15 protein-coding genes and 1 pseudogene are annotated in these 19,610 nt (G+C 40.5%); 8 read left to right on the top strand and 8 right to left on the bottom strand.

What is annotated here, in order from left to right:
- Position 1: 1 nt before the first annotated feature.
- Entirely contained in the window at positions 2-868 is an 867-nt protein-coding gene (locus VK159_RS06000; RefSeq protein WP_324229227.1) for an RNA polymerase sigma factor RpoD/SigA, read from the bottom strand.
- 311 nt (positions 869-1,179) lie between these two features.
- Between VK159_RS06000 and VK159_RS05995 the strand changes: the two genes are divergently transcribed.
- Positions 1,180-1,560: an START-like domain-containing protein gene (locus VK159_RS05995; RefSeq protein WP_182804045.1), complete on the top strand. Its 381-nt coding sequence runs from the start codon at positions 1,180-1,182 to the stop codon at positions 1,558-1,560.
- Here VK159_RS05995 and VK159_RS05990 read toward each other — a convergent pair.
- Positions 1,557-2,153, bottom strand: a complete 597-nt coding sequence (locus tag VK159_RS05990; RefSeq protein WP_324229226.1) for a hypothetical protein — start codon at positions 2,151-2,153, stop codon at positions 1,557-1,559. The two genes, VK159_RS05995 and VK159_RS05990, sit on opposite strands and share 4 nt — an antisense overlap.
- A 14-nt stretch (positions 2,154-2,167) precedes the next feature.
- On the opposite strand from VK159_RS05990, the gene VK159_RS05985 reads away from it, so the two are divergent.
- The 4 genes from VK159_RS05985 to VK159_RS05970 all read left to right on the top strand — a co-directional run bounded on the left by VK159_RS05985 (position 2,168) and on the right by VK159_RS05970 (position 7,199).
- The gene (locus VK159_RS05985; RefSeq protein WP_324229225.1) at positions 2,168-3,595 is read left to right on the top strand and encodes an LptF/LptG family permease; all 1,428 of its coding nucleotides are present in this window, start codon (positions 2,168-2,170) and stop codon (positions 3,593-3,595) included.
- A gap of 45 nt (positions 3,596-3,640) precedes the next feature.
- Entirely contained in the window at positions 3,641-4,393 is a 753-nt protein-coding gene (locus VK159_RS05980) for a superoxide dismutase (protein ID WP_414672818.1), read from the top strand.
- A gap of 145 nt (positions 4,394-4,538) precedes the next feature.
- Positions 4,539-5,492, top strand: coding sequence for an endonuclease/exonuclease/phosphatase family protein (locus tag VK159_RS05975; RefSeq protein ID WP_324229223.1), 954 nt, complete (start codon positions 4,539-4,541; stop codon positions 5,490-5,492).
- 342 nt (positions 5,493-5,834) lie between these two features.
- Entirely contained in the window at positions 5,835-7,199 is a 1,365-nt protein-coding gene (locus tag VK159_RS05970; RefSeq protein ID WP_324229222.1) for a dipeptidase, read from the top strand.
- A 398-nt stretch (positions 7,200-7,597) separates the two neighbouring features.
- Here VK159_RS05970 and VK159_RS05965 read toward each other — a convergent pair whose 3' ends face one another.
- Complete coding sequence (locus tag VK159_RS05965) at positions 7,598-8,893, bottom strand: amidohydrolase family protein (RefSeq protein ID WP_324229221.1); 1,296 nt, start codon at positions 8,891-8,893, stop codon at positions 7,598-7,600.
- Between the two features lie 301 nt (positions 8,894-9,194).
- On the opposite strand from VK159_RS05965, the gene VK159_RS05960 reads away from it, so the two are divergent.
- Positions 9,195-10,739: a carbon-nitrogen hydrolase family protein gene (locus VK159_RS05960; protein WP_324229220.1), complete on the top strand. Its 1,545-nt coding sequence runs from the start codon at positions 9,195-9,197 to the stop codon at positions 10,737-10,739.
- Between the two features lie 103 nt (positions 10,740-10,842).
- Here VK159_RS05960 and VK159_RS05955 read toward each other — a convergent pair.
- The 3 genes and pseudogenes from VK159_RS05955 to VK159_RS05945 form a co-directional block, all read right to left on the bottom strand.
- Positions 10,843-11,199 (bottom strand): annotated as a pseudogene (locus VK159_RS05955) (START domain-containing protein); the annotation flags it as partial.
- 481 nt (positions 11,200-11,680) lie between these two features.
- The gene (locus VK159_RS05950) at positions 11,681-13,315 is read right to left on the bottom strand and encodes a hypothetical protein (RefSeq protein ID WP_324229219.1); all 1,635 of its coding nucleotides are present in this window, start codon (positions 13,313-13,315) and stop codon (positions 11,681-11,683) included.
- Between the two features lie 67 nt (positions 13,316-13,382).
- Positions 13,383-15,554, bottom strand: coding sequence for a S9 family peptidase (locus tag VK159_RS05945; RefSeq protein ID WP_324229218.1), 2,172 nt, complete (start codon positions 15,552-15,554; stop codon positions 13,383-13,385).
- A 57-nt stretch (positions 15,555-15,611) separates the two neighbouring features.
- On the opposite strand from VK159_RS05945, the gene VK159_RS05940 reads away from it, so the two are divergent.
- Both VK159_RS05940 and trmD read left to right on the top strand, forming a co-directional pair.
- The gene (locus VK159_RS05940) at positions 15,612-15,998 is read left to right on the top strand and encodes an RNA-binding S4 domain-containing protein (protein WP_324229217.1); all 387 of its coding nucleotides are present in this window, start codon (positions 15,612-15,614) and stop codon (positions 15,996-15,998) included.
- A gap of 125 nt (positions 15,999-16,123) precedes the next feature.
- Entirely contained in the window at positions 16,124-16,801 is a 678-nt protein-coding gene (trmD, locus tag VK159_RS05935; RefSeq protein WP_324229216.1) for a tRNA (guanosine(37)-N1)-methyltransferase TrmD, read from the top strand.
- Positions 16,802-16,848: 47 nt separating this feature from the next.
- On the opposite strand, the gene VK159_RS05930 is transcribed toward trmD, so the two are convergent.
- Together VK159_RS05930 and VK159_RS05925 are read right to left on the bottom strand one after the other, a co-directional pair.
- A complete protein-coding gene (locus VK159_RS05930; protein WP_324229215.1) occupies positions 16,849-18,300 on the bottom strand; it encodes a hypothetical protein in 1,452 nt (483 codons plus the stop codon).
- Positions 18,301-18,403: 103 nt separating this feature from the next.
- A partial coding sequence (locus VK159_RS05925; protein ID WP_324229214.1) for a hypothetical protein occupies positions 18,404-19,610 on the bottom strand: 1,207 nt, incomplete at its 5' end.

Raw genomic sequence — 19,610 nt, 5'->3', positions numbered from 1 at the left:
ATTAGCCTAAATATCCTTTTAAAAGTTTACAACGGCTATTGGTCTTCAGTTTGCTGATAGCCTTGTCTTTGATCTGGCGCACACGCTCACGTGTAAGGTTGAAACGTTCACCAATATCTTCAAGACTCAATGGATGATCAACACCAATGCCGAAGAAATAACGGATCACATCCTGCTGACGTTCGGTCAATGTTTTAAGTGAACGTGTAATTTCTGTGCGGAGTGATTCATTGTGATCAAGCTCTCCATCCGTTGCAACAGCATTTGGGTTTTCCATTACATCCATCAGCGTATTGTCTTCCCCATCACTCATTGGAGAATCCATACTTACGTGGCGTGATGAAATGCTTAGTGTAGACGATACTTCTTCAATTTCAAGTTCCAGCAGTTCTGCCAGTTCTTCTGCTGAAGGTTCACGTTCATACTCCTGCTCGAGTTGCGAGAAGGCTTTGTTAATACGATTGGTTAATCCCACTTTGTTCAATGGCAATCGAACAATTCTTGATTGTTCTGCCAATGCCTGCAGGATACTTTGCCTGATCCACCAAACGGCGTAGGAAATAAATTTGAAACCACGGGTTTCATCAAAACGTTGTGCCGCTTTGATCAATCCTAAGTTTCCTTCATTGATGAGATCCGGGAGAGAGAGACCCTGGTTCTGGTATTGCTTAGCTACAGATACCACGAAACGAAGATTGGCTTTTGTTAAACGGTCGAGTGCCCGTTGGTCACCTTGTTTGATCCGTTCAGCAAGTTTTACTTCTTCTTCAGGGCTGATTAATTCTACCTTACCGATCTCCTGCAGATACTTTTCAAGACTCTGCGATTCACGGTTAGTGATAGATTTTGTGATTTTGAGTTGGCGCATGCTCATAAGCTTTGGTTTTAGGTTAATCTGATGTTGTTTCATAGTTCCGGACCATAAAATCGGGCAACGTAATTAAATCACAAATAAAAACCATTACATTACCTGAGTGTTAGGTCTTAAAACTTCATCCTAATTTAACCTTATTTAACAAATCAGCCAAAAAAAAGCCCCGTCTGGCTTGCTTTTCAGCGAAATTTGTGGTTTTTGTTTAACTATATTGAAATAATAATTAAACAATAATAAAGAAGTAAAAATTTTGAATACTGCATTATTTTTTTATTATTGCATCAAATCGCTCTGCGAAAGAACAAATGAGTAAGAAAGTTTTATACACGCTGGAGTTTCCAGTACGGTGCTCGCCAGGTATTTTATTCGAATTTTTAGCAACGCCGTCAGGTCTCCAGGAATGGTTTGCTGATAGAGTTGATGAACGGGATGGTATCTTTTCGTTTAACTGGAATGGTTCAGATGAAAAAGCTGAATTATTGGAAAGTGAGTTAGATAAATTTGTACGTTACCGCTGGACACATTCGCCAAAAGAAGAATACTTTGAATTCAGAATTGAACGCACTGAAATTTCCAATCAAACAATATTGATTGTAAAAGATTTTGCTGATAAAAAAGAAATCAAAGACCAAAGTCGTTTGTGGGAATACCAGGTGAAAGATCTTTTTCACCGGATCGGCAGTTAATGTTCTTGTACTAATTCTAACAGTTGTTGAAAAGAAGAAGCGAGTTTCGCTTCAGCCTCGTCCCATTCTTCAAGTTTACATTGAACTGCAAGCTTCAGGATTTTTTTATTACTGATGCATTGCTTCTGTTCTGTTGTGCGTATCATATTATCTTTTCGGAAGTGATGCATCCATTGTTCATCACTTGTATTGATCCATAAATTTTCATTGGCGGTTTGATCAATGTTTTGCTGAATAACTGCAGCATACTGCGCAAGATATTTTCCTTTTAATTGCAAAGTGATGCTGAAAAAATTTCCCCACCAGAAAAACGTTCGAATTGCAAACGTATCTTCTTTTCCAAAACAACGTGGATAATCGAGCATAACATAAGGTAAACCTTCATAATTTTCTCCTTTTGCAATTTTGGGCGAAGCCAGCAATATTTCTGCAGGTAATTGTTGTAATAACGGTTCCCGTTTATATTGCTCACTGAGGTTGCCAAACAACAGATACACTTTTTCAATTATCCTGTTCTTTGTTAAAATCCAATTTGCATCAGTTACCAGTTGCTGCTCAAAAGCTGAAAGACTTACCTTTGATGATTCCTGCATAAAAAAGAAGATCTGTGTTTAAAAAGTTAGACAAACTTATTATAAAAGCATTTATCGGGCCTTTCCTGGCTACCTTCTTTATTGCTGTATTTATTCTTGTAGTTCAATTCTTCTGGTTATACATTGATGATTTTGTAGGAAAAGGGATTGATACATTCACACTTATTCAATTCATTGGCTATGTAAGTACAACGCTGGTGCCTCTTGCATTGCCATTGGGCATCTTGCTTTCATCCATCATGACCTTTGGCAATCTTGGTGAATCATTTGAATTGGTGGCCATCAAAAGTGCAGGCATTCCACTTATTCGTTTTATGCGCCCGGTACTGATCGTCTCAATGTTACTCGGTGTTGTTGCTTTTGCATTTGCCAACTACGTAATACCGGTTGCTGAATTAAAAATGCGTACACTGTTGTATGATATACGTGTAGCAAAGCCAGCTTTCGATATTAAAGAAGGTGTGTTCTATAAAAAACTGGATGGTTATACCATAAAGGTTGGGCGAAAAGAAAATGATTCCATCATTCACAATGTTGTTATTTACGAACACAACTATTCCCTACAGGATAATATCATTCTAGCAGAAAAAGGAACAATGACTATTTCAGGTGATCAGCGTTTCTTATCATTCAATCTTCAAAACGGATGGCGTTACCAGGAAAAAGGAAGTTCTGGTACTATCGAAACAGAATATTATCGTTTAGGTTTTAAGGAATATAAAAAAGTGTTTGATCTCAGTTCGTTCAAGCTGACTAAAACAGCCGACTCAACCTTTAAGACCTATTATAAAATGCTTAGCCTTCAGCAACTGACCACTGTTGCTGATTCGCTTGAAGTAGTGATTAAAAAGCTTGGTCAGAAATCGAGAAGAGAGATAAGACCAATGTTTCCTTTGCAGTCTGTACCGGATAGTGTTTGGAAAAACAATAAAGCAGTGGCTAAGAAAGTAAAGAATTTCAGTGAACTGATCCCCGATTCTTTAAAACGTAATGTTTATTCCAACGCCGTAACAAAAATCTCCGGCGCTAAAAGTTCCATCGATTTTTTATCCTATGAATTTGCAGATCAGCTAAAACAACTACGCCTGCACAGGATTGAACAACATCGCAAATTCACCTTATCGTTTGCCTGCGTTGTATTGTTCCTGATCGGTGCTCCACTTGGTTCTATCATTCGCAAAGGCGGTTTGGGTTTACCGCTTGTGATATCTGTGTTTTTCTTTATCGTGTTTCACATTGTTAATACCACAGGTGAAAAAATGGTAAGAGAAGATACCATGAAACCGGGAGCAGGCATGTGGATGTCTACAGTCGTACTCATCCCAATTGGTGTTTTTCTTACCTGGAAAGCCATGAAGGATTCAAATCTTTTCAATGCAGAGTTTTATTACAGAACGATGCGTCGCATTGGGTTAAGCCGCTGGCTAAAACGAAAAGATTAATCGGTACAGCCGATTTGGTTGTAACTTAACTGTTCAAAATTTACCATTATGACAAAACATATTTCACGCCGCAGTTTTATTGATCAGTCAGCAAAAACAACCGTAGCAGTTGCAGTCGCCAGTGTTGCAGGTGTTGATCTGTTGGCGGGATGCACATCAGCAAAAGTATTAAGTGGCAGCACAGCCTTCGTTGGATTTGAACAAACACCACTACTTTATGCATATAAAGATCTCGAACCTGTCATCGATGCCATGACAATGGAAATCCATTACAGCAAACATGCTGCTGCATATGCAACCAATCTGCGTGATGCTGCCAAGGCAGAGAATATCGATCAATCAAAACCGGTAGAGAATATTTTCAGCAATATATCTGCTTACTCAGCGAAAGTTCGCAATAATGGTGGCGGTCATTACAATCATGAATTATTCTGGCGTTGCATGAAACCAAATGGTGGTGGACAACCATCCGGAAAACTTCTTACTTCAATTCAACAATCATTCGGCAGTTTCGAAACATTTCAAACACAGTTTACCGATGCAGGTAAAAACCGTTTCGGCAGCGGTTGGGCCTGGTTGTATGTTGATGGAAATAAACAATTAAAAATCGGTTCAACTCCCAACCAGGATAATCCACTGATGAATGTGAGTGATATTAAAGGAACGCCTTTACTTGGTTTGGATGTTTGGGAACATGCATATTACCTGAAGTATCAAAACAAACGTCCTGATTATATTGCAGCCTGGTGGAAAGTAGTGAACTGGGATTTTGTACAGCAACGTTTTGAAGCATTATAATTTACTCTCCTTTAAATTTTATTAAAAAGAGTCAGAAGTCATTCAAGTCTTCGGGCTTTTTTTATAAGCTCATCTTTTGTTCCCGCTTTGCGGTATTGCAACTGGTATTTTGAAACATTATCTTGATGTACAAAATACCTTTACCATGTCTGCAATTACCATCGCCACCTTCAACTGCGAAAATCTTTTTCGTCGTTATCGTTTCAACAAAAATCTTACGAAAGAACAAATTGAAAAACGGATTACCGACGGTTTTATCATTGACAAAACTGTGCTTACAACCGTAAATGAAACAGAACGTAAACTTACTGCTGATGCCATTAAAGCAACCAAAGCCGACATTGTTTGTCTGCAGGAAGTAGAGAATCTCGACACTTTAAAAAACTTCGTTTCAGAATATCTTTCCTCATCAGGTTACAAATACCGGATATTGATCGATGCAAATGATCCGAGGCTCATTGATGTTGCCATCATCAGCAAACTTCCATTCGATTGCATTAAAACACATCAATACTTAAAGAACGGAAGCACTGCTGTATTCTCAAGAGACTGTCTTGAAGTTGAATTTTTAATCGGCGGAAAGCCGTTGACCATTTTTGTGAATCATTTCAAATCAATGTTCGATAAGGGCAATCTTACCCCGGCACAAAAACGGGCAAAGACAGCTCCACGACGTGAATTGCAGGCACAAACTGTGTTAGACATCATCAAAAAGAAATACAAAAACAATCCTGAAAAAGAAAACTGGATCATCGTTGGTGATCTTAACGATTATCCTGATGATAAAACAAGTTTGAAAAAATTACTCAACAGCAAATGGATGGAGAATATTGTGCAAACAAGAATTACCGACCCTGCCGAACAATGGACACATTACTGGGATACAACTTCCATTCCCCTTGATGAGCGTTATAACCAAATCGATTATATTTTTTTATCGAAACAACTGGCCGCTGCAAACCCAACTGCAGTTCCTGAAATTATCCGGAAAGGCCTTATCACCAAAGCAAAAAAATACACAGGTCCACGCTTTAGTGATGTAACCGATAAACAAGGTGCAAGCGATCATTGCCCTGTTGCTGTAACAATAAAATTATAGTGGGAGTTGGCTAAATAGTCACGGCCCCTGCAGAAAACATCTTCACAATAGCAAGCGGGAAGTAGCATCTGCAGAGGCCGTTATGGATGCAATATTAACGACGGAACAAATACAATGTTGCAAAATTTATAAACATTTTTTTGTCTTCACATTTCTTTAACCCGCTGGTAAAAAACTACCGCTGCCGAAAACATGCCTGCCATTTCGACGAAGGAGAAATCTGTTGAAAAGTGGAATAAAGCCCGGCAGATCCCTCGTTCCCCGGGATGACAGTAACCGTTTATATCCTACATTCGTACTCCGTTTTAAGATTCAGAATTTCACATCTCAAATAACTACTATATGCAGGCTTGGAAAGATTACCAGGAACAGAACAAAGACCGTTTCCTCAACGAATTGCTTGAATTATTACGCATCCCTTCTATCAGTGCCAAAAGCGAGAACAAAGCTCACATGGTTGCTTGTGCTGAAGCGGTGAAACAACGTTTGCTTGAAGCAGGTGCCGATACAGTTACAATTTATCCAACTGCCGGTCACCCGATCGTGTATGGCGAGAAAATGATCGACCCATCTAAGCCAACCGTGTTGGTGTACGGACATTACGATGTGCAGCCTGTTGATCCGCTCAACCTCTGGCACAGCGATCCGTTTGACCCAACCATCAAAGACGGAAAAATATTTGCCCGTGGCGCTTGTGATGATAAAGGACAATTTTACATGCATGTGAAGGCGTTGGAGACAATGGTGAAAACAAATTCGCTTACCACGAATATTAAATTCTGTATTGAGGGTGAAGAAGAAGTGGGCAGCCCCAACCTCGGCACCTTTGTAAAAGCAAATAAAGAATTGCTGAAGGCCGATGTGGTGCTCATCAGCGATACTGCCATGATCAGTATGGAAAACCCCAGTATTGATATTGGCGTGCGTGGCCTGAGTTATATTGAAGTGGAAGTAACCGGACCAAACCGTGATTTGCACAGTGGTGTGTATGGTGGTGCTGTTGCTAATCCTATCACCATGTTAGCGAAGATGATTGCAAGCTGTCATGATGAAAATAATCATATCACCATTCCAGGTTTTTATGATGATGTGGTGGAAGCAACTCCCGAAGAACGCAAACTCATGGCCGCTGCTCCCTACGATGAAAAAGAATACAGCAGCGATCTTGGTGTTGAAAAACTTTGGGGCGAAAAAGGATTTACTACCAACGAACGTACTGGTATTCGTCCAACATTGGAGTTGAATGGTATCTGGGGTGGATATACAGGTGAAGGTGCAAAAACAGTATTGCCTTCAAAAGCATTTGCAAAAATTTCTGCACGATTAGTTCCTAATCAATCTAGCGAAAAGATCACCGAGAAATTGTTGAACTATTTTAAAAGCATTGCGCCTGCCGGCGTCAGCATCAAAGCATTTGAACATCACGGTGGCGAACCATATATGACACCGGTTGACAGCAAGGCTTACAAAGCAGCTGCTGCAGCTATTAAAGACACGTTTGGTAAAGACGCTATTCCTGTTCGTGGTGGTGGCAGTATTCCTATTTGTGCGTTGTTTGAAAAAGAACTCGGCATTAAGATCGTATTCATGGGTTTTGGTTTAGACAGCGATAACCTGCACAGTCCAAATGAGAAGTACGACATTTTTAATTTCTATAAAGGCATTGAAACAATTCCTTATTTCCACAAGCATTTTGCGGAAGCATAATTTTTTTGTCACGAAGGCACAAAGGCGCAAAGAAATTTTCTTTGCGCCTTTTTTGTTTATTAGCTTTTGTATTTCATCGCATAGTTCCTTGCGTCGCATGCCGAAGCTTTGTTCGGCATCGAGACCAAAGCGTCTCGACTCTTGTGCTGCATTGCATGATGAAGCAATAGAGTTATCAGATTAATGAATAGTAACAGTATTACGAAGTAGAGATGTCTCCTTTCGTCGACATGACGACATAAAAGTTTAAGTAATAGTAGGCAATACAACTATCGGAGTCCGTCATGTCGACGAAAGGAGACATCTCTAAAAATGAAGGCTGATTGAAATTACTTTACAACTAAACAAGAAGGGCTCGTGCAAGCACGAGCCCTTCTTGTTATCATCAGTAAGAAATCTTATAACACCTGCGCCCCATCCTTCTTATACACTTTCCCTTCCTTCATCACAAACACCACTTTACCCATTACTTTAACATCCGTTAACGGATCACCATCTACCGCAATAATATCTGCGATCTTTCCTTTTTCAATACTGCCAAGTTTATCCCACATGTTGAGCATGGTGGCTGCATTCTTTGTTGCAGTTTGGATGGCTTCCATCGGCGGCATTCCAACCTCCGTCATATACACAAACTCCATCCAGTTTTTGCCATGTGCAAACACACCGGCATCAGTACCAAAGGCAATTTTCACGCCTGCTTTATAAGCACGTGCAAATGTGCTTTGTATCTGCGGACCAACAGCCAATGCTTTTGGTGTAACAATATCAGTATAGTAACCGGGGATCTTTGCACTGTCTGCAGTTGATTTACCTGCAGTGATCGTTGGTACCATCCATGTACCGTATTCTTTTGCCAACGCAATGCCTTCGTCATCCATATAACTTCCGTGTTCAATACTTGTAACACCGCCTTTAATTGCACGCTTGATGCCTTCTGCACCATGTGCATGTGCTGCCACAATAAAACCATAATCTTTTGCTGCAGTCACAATCGCTCTTACTTCTTCTACTGTAAACTGCGGGCTTGATCCATCTTTTGCCTGGCTAAGCACACCACCTGTTGCAGTGATCTTGATCACATCACTCCCATCTTTGTAACGCTGACGAACGGCATGATAGGCTTCTTCCGGTCCGTTGATGACACCTTCAGCAGGTCCGGGATCTCCCATGAGTACTTTGCTGTAACCATTTGTAGGATCGGCATGACCACCTGTTGTTGCAATTGATTTACCTGCAGAAAAAATGCGTGGGCCAACCACTACACCTCTGTTAATCGAATTACGTAATGAAAGATTTACACCACTTCCGCCAAGATCACGAACTGTTGTAAAACCAGCCATCAAGGTTGTACGTGCATACACTGTACTTTGAAATGCAATATCCGGCGGGTTAAGAGTGAAGCGTTCTGCAACAGCTCCTTTTTTGGTTTCACTTTCGAGGTGCACGTGCATATCCATAAGGCCGGGCATCACTGTTTTATTTTTCAGGTCGATCACTTTGTCATTAGCAGCGGCAGTTGTAAAACCATTTACTACATCAGCAATTGTGGTGCCTTGTACAATAATGGTAACGTTGTTTACAATTTTTCCATCTTTAGTATCAATGAGTTTACCACAATGGATCAATGTTCGTTGTGCAGTTGCCTGTAGTAATAGCAGTAGCGTAAGGGTTGTTAAACTGATTTTTCTCATGTGCAATTGTTATATCGGGAAGGTAGTATTTTTTTACTGAAGCAGATACGTACTGTTGGTGTTAAACACTTTGTACAGCGTTATTGTCAACGAATAATGACAATCAGCGTTCTTTCACTTATCTTGTCGGTTCAGTTTTACGGCGGAGGCAACCAATGGCACTGCTTTTTTCGTCATCATGATCTCAGGCCGATGATTTATATGTAGCTTAAAAGACTCTCAACAGCAGCACACGCTGTGTTTCTCCGTTACAAATTAATAACCGTCTTTTATAAGAATCACTAATTCTAAATTAAAGTATATGGATACAGCATCAATAGAAGTAAGAAAGTTAACGATAGATGATTACCAGCAATTGAAAGATTCGATGATACAGGCATATGCCAGCTTAGGTGGACAGTATTGGAAAGAAGAATCGCTGGCCAAACTCATCGAAAAATTTCCTGATGGACAAATATGTGTAACCGTTGATCAGAAAGTGGTAGGTTGTGCACTATCGTTAATTGTTGATATTAACCGTTTTGGAGATAATCATACATATCGGCAGATCACCGGTGATTATTCGTTTGGTACACACGATCCGGATGGGGATGTATTGTACGGCATTGAAATATTTATTCATCCGGAATACAGGGGCCTGCGATTGGCCCGTCGCTTATACGATACACGAAAAATTATTTGTGAAAGTCTGAACCTGCGGGCAATCATGGCTGGCGGACGGCTTCCGAGTTACAATAAGTATGCTGCAGAGCTTACGCCCAAACAATATATTGAAAAAGTAAAGAAGCGGGAACTGCATGATCAGACCCTGAGCTTTCAATTAGCAAACGACTTTCAGATCAAAAAAGTAATTCATAATTATTTGCCCGAGGATAACGAATCTATGGGCTATGCTACATTGTTAGTTTGGTACAATGTATTTTATGAGCGTGCTTTTAATCCTATGAAGGGAAAAAGAGAAATGGTGAGGATCGGTTTGATCCAGTGGCAGATGCGTCCTTATGATAAATTGGAAGAGTTGGTGAACAATGTGGAATATTTTATTGATGCAGTGAGTGATTATCAATCGGACTTTGCCGTATTACCTGAATTGTTCAATGCGCCGCTGATGGGCAAGTACAATCATTTACCCGGACACAAAGCCATCCGTGAGCTGGCACAGTACACGGCACCGTTAGTAAAAGAAATTTCACGACTGGCGATTTCGTATAACGTAAATATTATTGCAGGCAGCATGCCGGAGATCAGAGATGGTAAACTTTACAACACTTCTTATTTCCTGCACAGAGATGGCCGCATTGACAGTTATGATAAAATTCATCCCACACCATCTGAAGAATACGAGTGGGGAATTGAAGGCGGTAACAAACTGAAAGTATTTGACACCGATTGTGGTAAAGTAGGCGTGTTGGTTTGTTATGATGTAGAGTTTCCCGAGCTGCCACGTTTACTCGCCGATCAGGGAATGAAAATATTATTTGTTCCGTTTCTTACCGATACACAAAATGCGTATAACCGTGTACGTTACTGTGCGCAGGCAAGAGCGATTGAAAATGAATGTTATGTTGCAATTGCCGGCAATGTTGGTAACCTGCCGAAAGTTCACAATATGGATTTGCAGTTTGCACAGGCAGCGGTATTAACACCTTCTGATTTTGCATTTCCGGTAAATGGAATTAAAGCAGAGGCATCACCGAACACCGAAATGATTGTTGTAAGTGATGTGGATCTTTCATTGCTGCAGGAACTCCACGAGTATGGTAGTGTAACAACAATGAAAGACAGACGACATGATTTATATAGGCTGGAGTTGTTGAAAAAGGAAGAACATAAAGATGAGTCATGAGCAGATTTATATCATCTTCAATTGCTTAGTTCTGTAAATAAAAGATCGGGGGACAGGACCCAATCTCTACTTGTAAATTTTGAACACAAAAGTTATATATGACCTAGTTTTCAATAAAAGAAAGCCGGGCATTTGCATATTGCTTCATCGCAACCCGTTTTTTTAAGCTCTTAAAAGATTCAAGTGGACCTTTGCCCAAAAACATATTTACGAGTGACGCTGGCACAACACCTCCGGGATCTACATAGAGTTGGTATTCTACCCGAACCCGTCCGTTGGGTAACGGTTCAATCAGCCACTTACCCGAGGAATTGCGAATGCGCACGAGCGCCTTCTTTTCGGGGAGATAATCCGGATAATTTTCCGCAAGCACCGTTATTATCTTCGAAACAGGATCCTGCAGGATGGAAATTTTTACGATGAAATCCCGGTTGGTAACCGGCCAAGGCATTCCCATCTCGGCGTAAAAGTAAACAGCTGATGGTGATTCCTATTTTAGCATGCCGGAGGTAGAAGTGCCATAAACCCATTCTTTTGTTTGTTGTACATCCAGCAAAACAGCGGCCACCGATGTGAGAGAGGTTTGTAACGTGCAAACCGTTTTCAGTGACTTATAGCTGGAACCGGGAACGCTTTTGGTGTAAAGTTGAATACCGTCTTCATCCGTTTTTAAAGTCCACTGTGTCTGTCCTTTTACCTGAAAAGAAGCACTGCTCAAAACCAACATCAAGCATCCGAAAAATAGTTGCCTTAATACACACATCATCTAAGGTAAACAACGAAGCGAAGGAAATGTTTCAATCCACGAGAGATGGTGCATGTAAGCAGCATGGCTCCCATCAGCTATTTCTTTAAATAAAACTTTTGAAAACAGGAGAAAAGGATGAGAAGCATTGGCTTTGAACAATAAAGCAGATATCTACAGATTGCCTCTTTCTTCATCACACTCTCACTATTGTCTCCATTAATTTCCTTAAGATATTCGACTTTTGCAAAAGCGCATGATAGTCTGCTTCGCATCCCGTGGCCTTGAGTACAAAAAGTTGTTTCAAAACTTTTATCAACGCATTGTTTTTTTGCAGAGCAGCTTCATCCTGCATCAACAGCAATGCCCAATTCTGCAAAATAAATTTCATAGTGGGCTCTTCGGAATTTTTTATTTTCAGCAGAGCTGCCAGCTTTTTTTCCTTGCCCTGCTCAAAACGTATGCGGCTGTTTTTGTATGTATGTTGAAGAACTGAAGCATAAGCAAGGCTCAAATCATTGGCATCAAACCGAACAGCATTTTTTTGCAGAACCAGTTCCAGTTTACTTTCAGCCAACTTTTTTAACACAGCTGCCGGGCTTCGGTAAGCGGAAGCAGTTTTTATTTTTTCTGCTTCTGCTGCAGCAATTTCAAAAGTTGCTTTGAGCACCGGGCGGAAACCGGCATGATAGTACACCCAAAACGCACCGGAGTGAATGCCATCGCTGTTTTTATTTCCAATCTGGTAAGGGTCAACTGTAAATCTTTTTAGCCTGTACACCTGTGCATGTAATTGCAGTACCTGCTGAAAAATATATTGTGATTCGCCACCACGATAGGCAGGAAATACATTGAGGCCGATACGTCCGCTATCGAACAACAACCAGGAGCCTGCATAAGCCACCGGCAATCCATTTTTAAAAACGGTATAACCAATATAACTGTCGATGGGATGGCGGCGTTCTGCCGTCATTTCAAGTAAGGCGATACTAAGACCTCTTGCTAATTGATAATAGGAAACCAATTTGGTATCAGCAAAACTAATAGGATCTATCTCCCGAAGATGACGCACCAATATCATTCTGCTGCAATCAATTATTTCGGCAGCTTCGCTTTCGTTCAACTTTACTTTTACTGGTTTTGCACTATTCGTAGGTTGTATTTCTTTGCGTAAAAGTTTTGTATGATAATAGGGTTTGGTTAAAGATTTACGCAGTACGCTGTGTGTTGTAAAATGAATTTCGGTGTTAACGCCAATGGCACTCCACAGTTCATCTTTCACCTCAGGACGACTGTTGTTGTTTTCAAAAATGGCAATCAACCCATCTAATAATGTTTCGCCGGGAAGCATAGTGCGTTCAATCCATTCTTTCCAGTTGAAATATGAATCCTGTAAAATTTCCGATTCGAGTTTGCTCATCATTGAACAAAGAATAAACTGTATTTTTGCATCATCAGCTTCAAAAGAAATAATGCGTATGTTAGCGGGGTACTGTTTGGCTAGCCATTTCACCATTTCAAAACCAAAGGCCGCACAAACTGCAGTACCCGTAATACCTGTATTGTATAACCTGTATTGTCTGCTTTCATTGCCCTGTATATACGTATGCAGCTGATGGAGGGCTTGATTGGCAAGGTTATAAACCGCTCTGTTATCAGGATAAGCAATTAAAAACAAAAGCGTATCAGCATAAAGTTGAAAATCCTTTTTACTTTTCAAAGTATTCAATCGGATCGTATTAAGCAATTCTATTTTTTCTGCAGCATCCTGTTTCCCAAATTGTCTGCGTATGGTAAATAGCTCATCTATTAGGGATTCATTTTTTTTCATACAAAATGTATAACCACCGAAACGGGTTGTTACAGAATGAAAGTTAACTCATTTAATTTCGCCTCCGTTACCTTGCCCCCGGAGGGCACTTTTCTTTTAAATAAGCTGTGTACAGTTTTGACAAATGTTGAAAGGTACCTGCTCCTTCGCTGATGCTGTGTGTGCGATTAGGATAAGGCATAAACTGGAACAGCTTACCATGTTTGATCAACTCATTCACCAACACTTCAGCATTGCTGTAGTGCACATTATCATCACCTGTGCCGTGTACGTATAATAAATTTCCTTTCAGGTTTTTTGCATAAGTAATGGGCGAACCTTTAATGAAATCATCTTTGTTCTCCTGCGGCAAACCCATGTAACGTTCCTGGTAAATATTATCGTAGAACAATTGATTACCTACAGCTGCAACAGCAATACCTGTTTGAAACAGATCAGGATACTGGAACATAAGATGCAATGTGGTTGAACCTCCACCACTCCATCCCCAAACTGCCACACGGCTTGCATCGAGATAAGGACGATCTGCTAATAATTTTTTCATACCCATTGCCTGGTCACGGATGTTGATGCGGCCAATCTGTTTGTAAATACTTTTACGCCACTCAGCACCCTTTAATGTTGGCGTACCCCTGCTGTTGAATGAAACATAGAAATACCCTTGAGCATTCATATCACCACCAAACATGAAGTTATTACCTGCATAAAAATCATCTTCTACAGTTGTGGCAGCTGGCTCGCTGTACACATAAAGTAAAACAGGATATTTTTTTGATGGATCATAATTCTTTGGCTTACTCATCCAGCCATCCATGGTTATACCATCTTCTGTAGTGATGGTAAAGTATTCGAGATTATCTTTCTTCACCGGCTTCATTGTTTTCAATAACTCTTCGCCAGCAACAGGTTTATGTGTTGCAAGGTTGAGGAATTGTGTAGCAGGAGCAACAGAACGACTTGTAAAACTGTGCACAGCAAAACTTCCTGTTGGTGAACATTCGTAACTGTTGGTACCATCATAACCTGCGGGAGTTACACGAACTGCTTTGCTCTTGCCATCCATCTTTACTTTGTAGAGATAGCGTTGAATAGGATTATCAGGCGATGCAATAAAGTACAATTCATTTTTTGCTTCATCAACAGCACTGATGGTTCCAATATCATAATTGCCGATGGTGAGCAGTGTTTCTTTTCCATCACGTGTTACTTTGTAAATATGTCGCCAGCCATCTTTTTCACTCACCCATAAAAACGATTTTCCTTTCTCCATAAACTCCCAGCCACGTGGATCATCATCGTTCCAGCGGCTTTTAATATCGATCCATGCTTTATCAGTTTCTGAATAAAACTGTTTTGCTTCGCCGGTAGTTGTATTGCAGAAATATAATTTGCTTTCGTTTTGTTTACGGTTCAGTTGCTGCACAATTAATTCATCGGCACCGCTCCATTCCATACGTGGCAGATAATTATTTGCAGGATCACCGGGAATATCCATCCACTTTGTTTCACCTGTTTTAATGTTTACAACGCCAATTTTCACAGGTGATGGTTGTTCACCCACTTTTGGATATTCAACCGGAATAACTTTCGAATAATTATCGTCGGTTGTATTGAGCATGTAATAATCTTTGATCTGGTTTGCATCAACCTGCCAGTAAGCAATACTTTTACTATCTGCACTCCAGCGGAACCCATCTCTGCAACCAAACTCTTCTTCGTACACCCAATCGAAAGTACCGTTGATCAGTTTCTTAGTATTGTTGGTTGAAGTGATTGCTTTCGATTTACCTGAAGCAAGTTCTTCAACATAAATATTGTTTTCAGAAACATAGGCTGCCAGCTCTCCATCAGGAGAAATTTTAGCGTAGAGTACACTTTGTGCAGGGCGATCTTTCCCGATCTGCTGTAAACGTTTTGTGGGGATATGATAATACCAGTAATCGCCTCTTGTATTATAACGCCATACACGGGCTGTGTTGGTAAAGATCAACACAAGCTGATCGTTATTGCTTACTTCAAAATCAGCAATACTGATTTTTTTACCATTTACTTTTAATACATCAGCCGGAACAAGCACAGTCTGCTGACCTGTTTTCAGGTTCATTTTGGTAATGCTGTTCTCATCCTTCTCGTACATGGAGTTGCCATCGGAAGTCCATTTTATCTTATCGGCTTTAAACTGGGCAAAGGATAAAAATCCAAGAATTAAAAAACAAAATCCAAGAAAAAACTTCTTCATAGTGTTGAGTTGAGTGTTCGAATATAATCAAAACACAAATTGTAACTTGCAACTGTTATGGAAGCGAAAGAAAAACTCCGTATTGATAAATATCTTTGGGCCATCCGCCTGTTTAAAACACGCAGCCAGGCCGGAGCTGCCTGCGATGGCGGGAAAGTGAAATATAATGGTGATTCCTGTAAAGCTTCAAAGACAGTGAACATTGGCGATGAATATGAAGTAAAGACCGAAGCCAAACGTTGGCGAATTAAAGTAACTGAACTATTGCACAACCGTGTGCAATACAGCGAAGCCATCAAACATTACATCGATATTACCCCGGCAGATGAATTGGATCGAATAAAATCTGTTGCCTCTTCATTCCATACGGGTAAACGTTTAAGTAAAGTGGGGCGGCCAACCAAACGAGACCGGCGAGATTTGGGTGAGTTTTTGGAAGATTAAAATTTACTCACCCCTTTTAATCTTTACTTAGTGTAACACGCTGCTACCCCTCTATGGAGGGGATAACTATCAAGCTGCTCTTACATCGTACCTCGTACTTCTAACTTCGTACTTATCTTTGCTGCATGCACATTCAAATTATTTCCATTGTTCCTGAATTGCTCGATAGTCCGTTGAACCATTCCATTATGAAACGGGCGAAGGAAAAAGGATTGTTGACTGTTACTGTTCATCACCTGCGTAAGTGGGCTGTAAATGAATATGGGCAAGTGGATGACTATCAATACGGCGGTGGTGCAGGTATGGTTATGATGTGTGAGCCACTGGAGAAAGCCATTAATGAATTGCAGCAGGAAAAAAAATTTGATGAAATTATTTACCTCACACCAGATGGCGTTACGTTGAAACAACAAACTGCCAACCGTCTTTCGCTCAAAGAAAATTTACTGCTCATCTGCGGTCATTACAAAGGCATAGATGAACGTATCCGTCAGCATTATGTAACCATGGAAATTTCTATTGGTGATTATGTATTGAGTGGAGGAGAATTAGCAGCAGCAGTTTTAGTTGATGCCATCGGCAGAATTATTCCGGGGGTGTTGAATGATGAAACATCGGCGTTAACTGATTCCTTCCAGGATCAATTATTAGCTCCACCTGTCTATACTCGTCCTGCAGATTACAATGGCTGGAAGATCCCTGACATTTTATTGAGTGGTGATTTGAAAAAAATTGAAGAGTGGCGGCATGAGCAGGCGCTGGAGCGAACCAAAGAACGCAGACCTGATTTGCTGGATGAATAACTAAGTGAGGGTTGCCAACCTTTGAAAGGTTGGCAACCCTCTTCATACTAACGTGGATAATGATAGCGGAACAAAACAGTTTTACGTGTGCCTCCCCAGAAATCTTTTTCCTCTTCTGTTTTTATTTTTTCGAAACGGGCATCCTTTTCAATTGATTCTAATGTTGCATTGCCTTCCACAACAGCAAACCAATCGTCCCAGATAAGCAAGTCGCCTGTTTTAAATTGATTTAATCGAAACGCATCGCTGATGTGAATATGTTGTTTCGGATCGAACCAGTCCTGTTTTAACTGCACACTTATCCACGGCAATGCATGATAGAATGTATACTTTCTATAATCGGGATAGTTTGTTTTAATGAAATCAACCAAACGTAATTGTGCACGCTGATCGGCTTTTAAGATCCAATCTCGTTTCCATTTATATGCATAGAAGTTGGAGGTATATGGAAAAATAAGAACCGCTGCCAGCAATGCCAGTTGCAGGTATTTTGCAGCAGCCCATTGTTGCAAAGGAGACGAAATATATTGAATGCCCCTTAACGCAATTATAGCAATGAACGGTGCAACTCCTGCAAACGGACGGGATAATCCCATTGAATTAAAAATTCCTAATGCCCAAAAAACGGTATGAGCAACAAACACTGACGCAAATACTGCATACACCAACCATAGCTCATAGATCTCATGTGCCGCCAATTTTTTACGTAGATAACGTACAAATAAAATGAATCCAAAAAACATTCCGATCCACAACAGGTATTGCACAATAACGCCGGCCATCCAGGGCATCACCTCAAAAAAGTGTCCCCACTTGCCACTACCGTATGCACTCGAAAGTGTTGCGTATGATAATTTGTTAAACACCCACATTATATCGCCATGTACAAAAGAACCTGCGAGGCTGTAAATAATATGACCAGTAGTTAATAAAGGAATCAATTCATATTTCTCAATTACAAACAGGTATACCAGGAGTACACAACAAATCACCAATCCTTCTGAACGTACAAAAGGCAAAAAAGAAAGAAGGATCAAACCTGCATAATATTTTTTCTCTGTAATGAATAACATAGACAGAAGCAACACACATGCAAACAGCGGCTCTGTTAGTCCAGACATAGAAGTTAAAACAGCAATGGGAAGACTGGCATAAATTAATGAAGCCATCCATGCTTTTGGAATTAATAGTTTTACAGCTAACCGGTAAACCAGATAAAAATTAATTGCAGTGAATATCAGATTTACAATTTGTACAGCCTTAAAGCCGAATTGTGCAAAAGGAGCCATCACCAATACATAAACAGGTTTGGCCCATTGATGAAAGAAATGATCAGGATGTTTGAATGCATATTTCGCAAAAAGGTAGTGCATTACACTATCGCCTTCATCGGAGGTGGTGCTTGAAAGGAGCCGGATGACAAGCAATGCAAAGAAGAAAGCAACAGACGCAAGCTGCATAATTTTCTTTTCTTCTTTTGGCAGCGATGGAAATTTCATGATTGCCAAAGTATGAAAATTTATTGTGTTGAAAGCAAGGCTCAGTAAAAACAGTTGCGGCGGCCAAAGGCCGCCGCAACAAATTATTCATTGTACAAATCAATTATTTCACCCCAATCACCGGCAAACTCTTTTCCCGGATGAGTTGGTTAAACTTCGGCACATCCTCACTCATAATTTTCTTTAGTTTATTCAATTGCTCATCGGCCTGTTTGCTTAATTCGGCAAATACTTCTTTCGATTGTTTGCTCGGCGCATTTACACCGCTGTTGGCTACATCAAATACACCGCTCAGTTTATCGTTGATGCGGATGGGATAGTTCAACGGATCTTGTCCACTCTTCGATTTCGTTTGATACAATGTTTCTTCAATGGCAGTTAACTCTTTGGTGATGGCAGTTGCCATGTCTTTAATTTCTTTCGGCACATCTTTACCTTGTCTTCCAACGAACTCATTGATCTGCGTACGCAATGCACGGATGTCTTTAATGCCTTTCTGTACATCGTTGAACTTTTGTTGCACACCCAACAGGAAGTTGAATTGTTCTTCGTATGCTTCCTGTGTCATTCTGTAATTTGGATCGGCTTTGATCGTAAATGGAACTTCAGAGGAATCGTTACCAACTTTTACTCTTGCAAAGTAGTTGCCCGGAGCAGCAGTTATTGTGCCGGGTGCTCCATTCCAGAGTATCATGCCTTCGCTTGGTTCGGCTGGAGGATATTGCAGATCCCATGCAAACTTGTTCAATCCTTTCTTAATATCGAGTTTGTCTTTCCCGTCGGTGCTGAATGTTTTGATTGTCTTTTTGTTTTTATCCATGATGCTGATGGATGCTTTGGTAGAATCCGTTACTGCGTTTGTATAGTAAGTGATCACCAACGGACCTGCAGGATTTTCACCAACATTCTGTGGTACACCAAAGCGACGGCCAAACCGGTTCATCGGCATACGCCATCCCGGATTCACATCAAACACATGTAAATTTTTATTGGCAACATCTGCTTTTACTTGTTGTAAAACCGTCAAATCATCGATCACATAAAAACCTCTTCCCTGTGTGGCAACAATCAGATCATTTTCTTTGATGGTCATATCGGTGATCGGAACAACCGGCATATTCAATTGGAATGGCTTCCAGTTGGCACCATCATCAAACGAAATGTACATACCGAATTCTGTACCTGCATACAACAATCCTGCACGTTTATGATCTGCACGCATCGCTCTTGTGAAATGCATTTTGTTGATGCCATTGGTAATGAGCTTCCATGTTTTACCGTAGTCTTCTGTTTTGTAGATGTACGGCGTG

The sequence above is a fragment of the Lacibacter sp. genome (assembly GCF_035299325.1).
Lineage (GTDB): Bacteria > Bacteroidota > Bacteroidia > Chitinophagales > Chitinophagaceae > Lacibacter.
Note: the sequence above shows the minus strand (reverse complement) of the source record. Positions and strands in the feature narration are given on the sequence as shown.

Coding starts and splice junctions, on each gene's coding strand:
- trmD (WP_324229216.1), top strand. CDS start 16,124: ATGCACATTCAAATTATTTCCATTGTTCCTGAATTGCTCGATAGTCCG.
- VK159_RS05990 (WP_324229226.1), bottom strand. CDS start 2,153: ATGCAGGAATCATCAAAGGTAAGTCTTTCAGCTTTTGAGCAGCAACTG.
- VK159_RS05940 (WP_324229217.1), top strand. CDS start 15,612: ATGGAAGCGAAAGAAAAACTCCGTATTGATAAATATCTTTGGGCCATC.
- VK159_RS05995 (WP_182804045.1), top strand. CDS start 1,180: ATGAGTAAGAAAGTTTTATACACGCTGGAGTTTCCAGTACGGTGCTCG.
- VK159_RS05945 (WP_324229218.1), bottom strand. CDS start 15,554: ATGAAGAAGTTTTTTCTTGGATTTTGTTTTTTAATTCTTGGATTTTTA.
- VK159_RS05960 (WP_324229220.1), top strand. CDS start 9,195: ATGGATACAGCATCAATAGAAGTAAGAAAGTTAACGATAGATGATTAC.
- VK159_RS05975 (WP_324229223.1), top strand. CDS start 4,539: ATGTCTGCAATTACCATCGCCACCTTCAACTGCGAAAATCTTTTTCGT.
- VK159_RS05950 (WP_324229219.1), bottom strand. CDS start 13,315: ATGAAAAAAAATGAATCCCTAATAGATGAGCTATTTACCATACGCAGA.
- VK159_RS05930 (WP_324229215.1), bottom strand. CDS start 18,300: ATGAAATTTCCATCGCTGCCAAAAGAAGAAAAGAAAATTATGCAGCTT.
- VK159_RS05970 (WP_324229222.1), top strand. CDS start 5,835: ATGCAGGCTTGGAAAGATTACCAGGAACAGAACAAAGACCGTTTCCTC.
- VK159_RS06000 (WP_324229227.1), bottom strand. CDS start 868: ATGCGCCAACTCAAAATCACAAAATCTATCACTAACCGTGAATCGCAG.
- VK159_RS05965 (WP_324229221.1), bottom strand. CDS start 8,893: ATGAGAAAAATCAGTTTAACAACCCTTACGCTACTGCTATTACTACAG.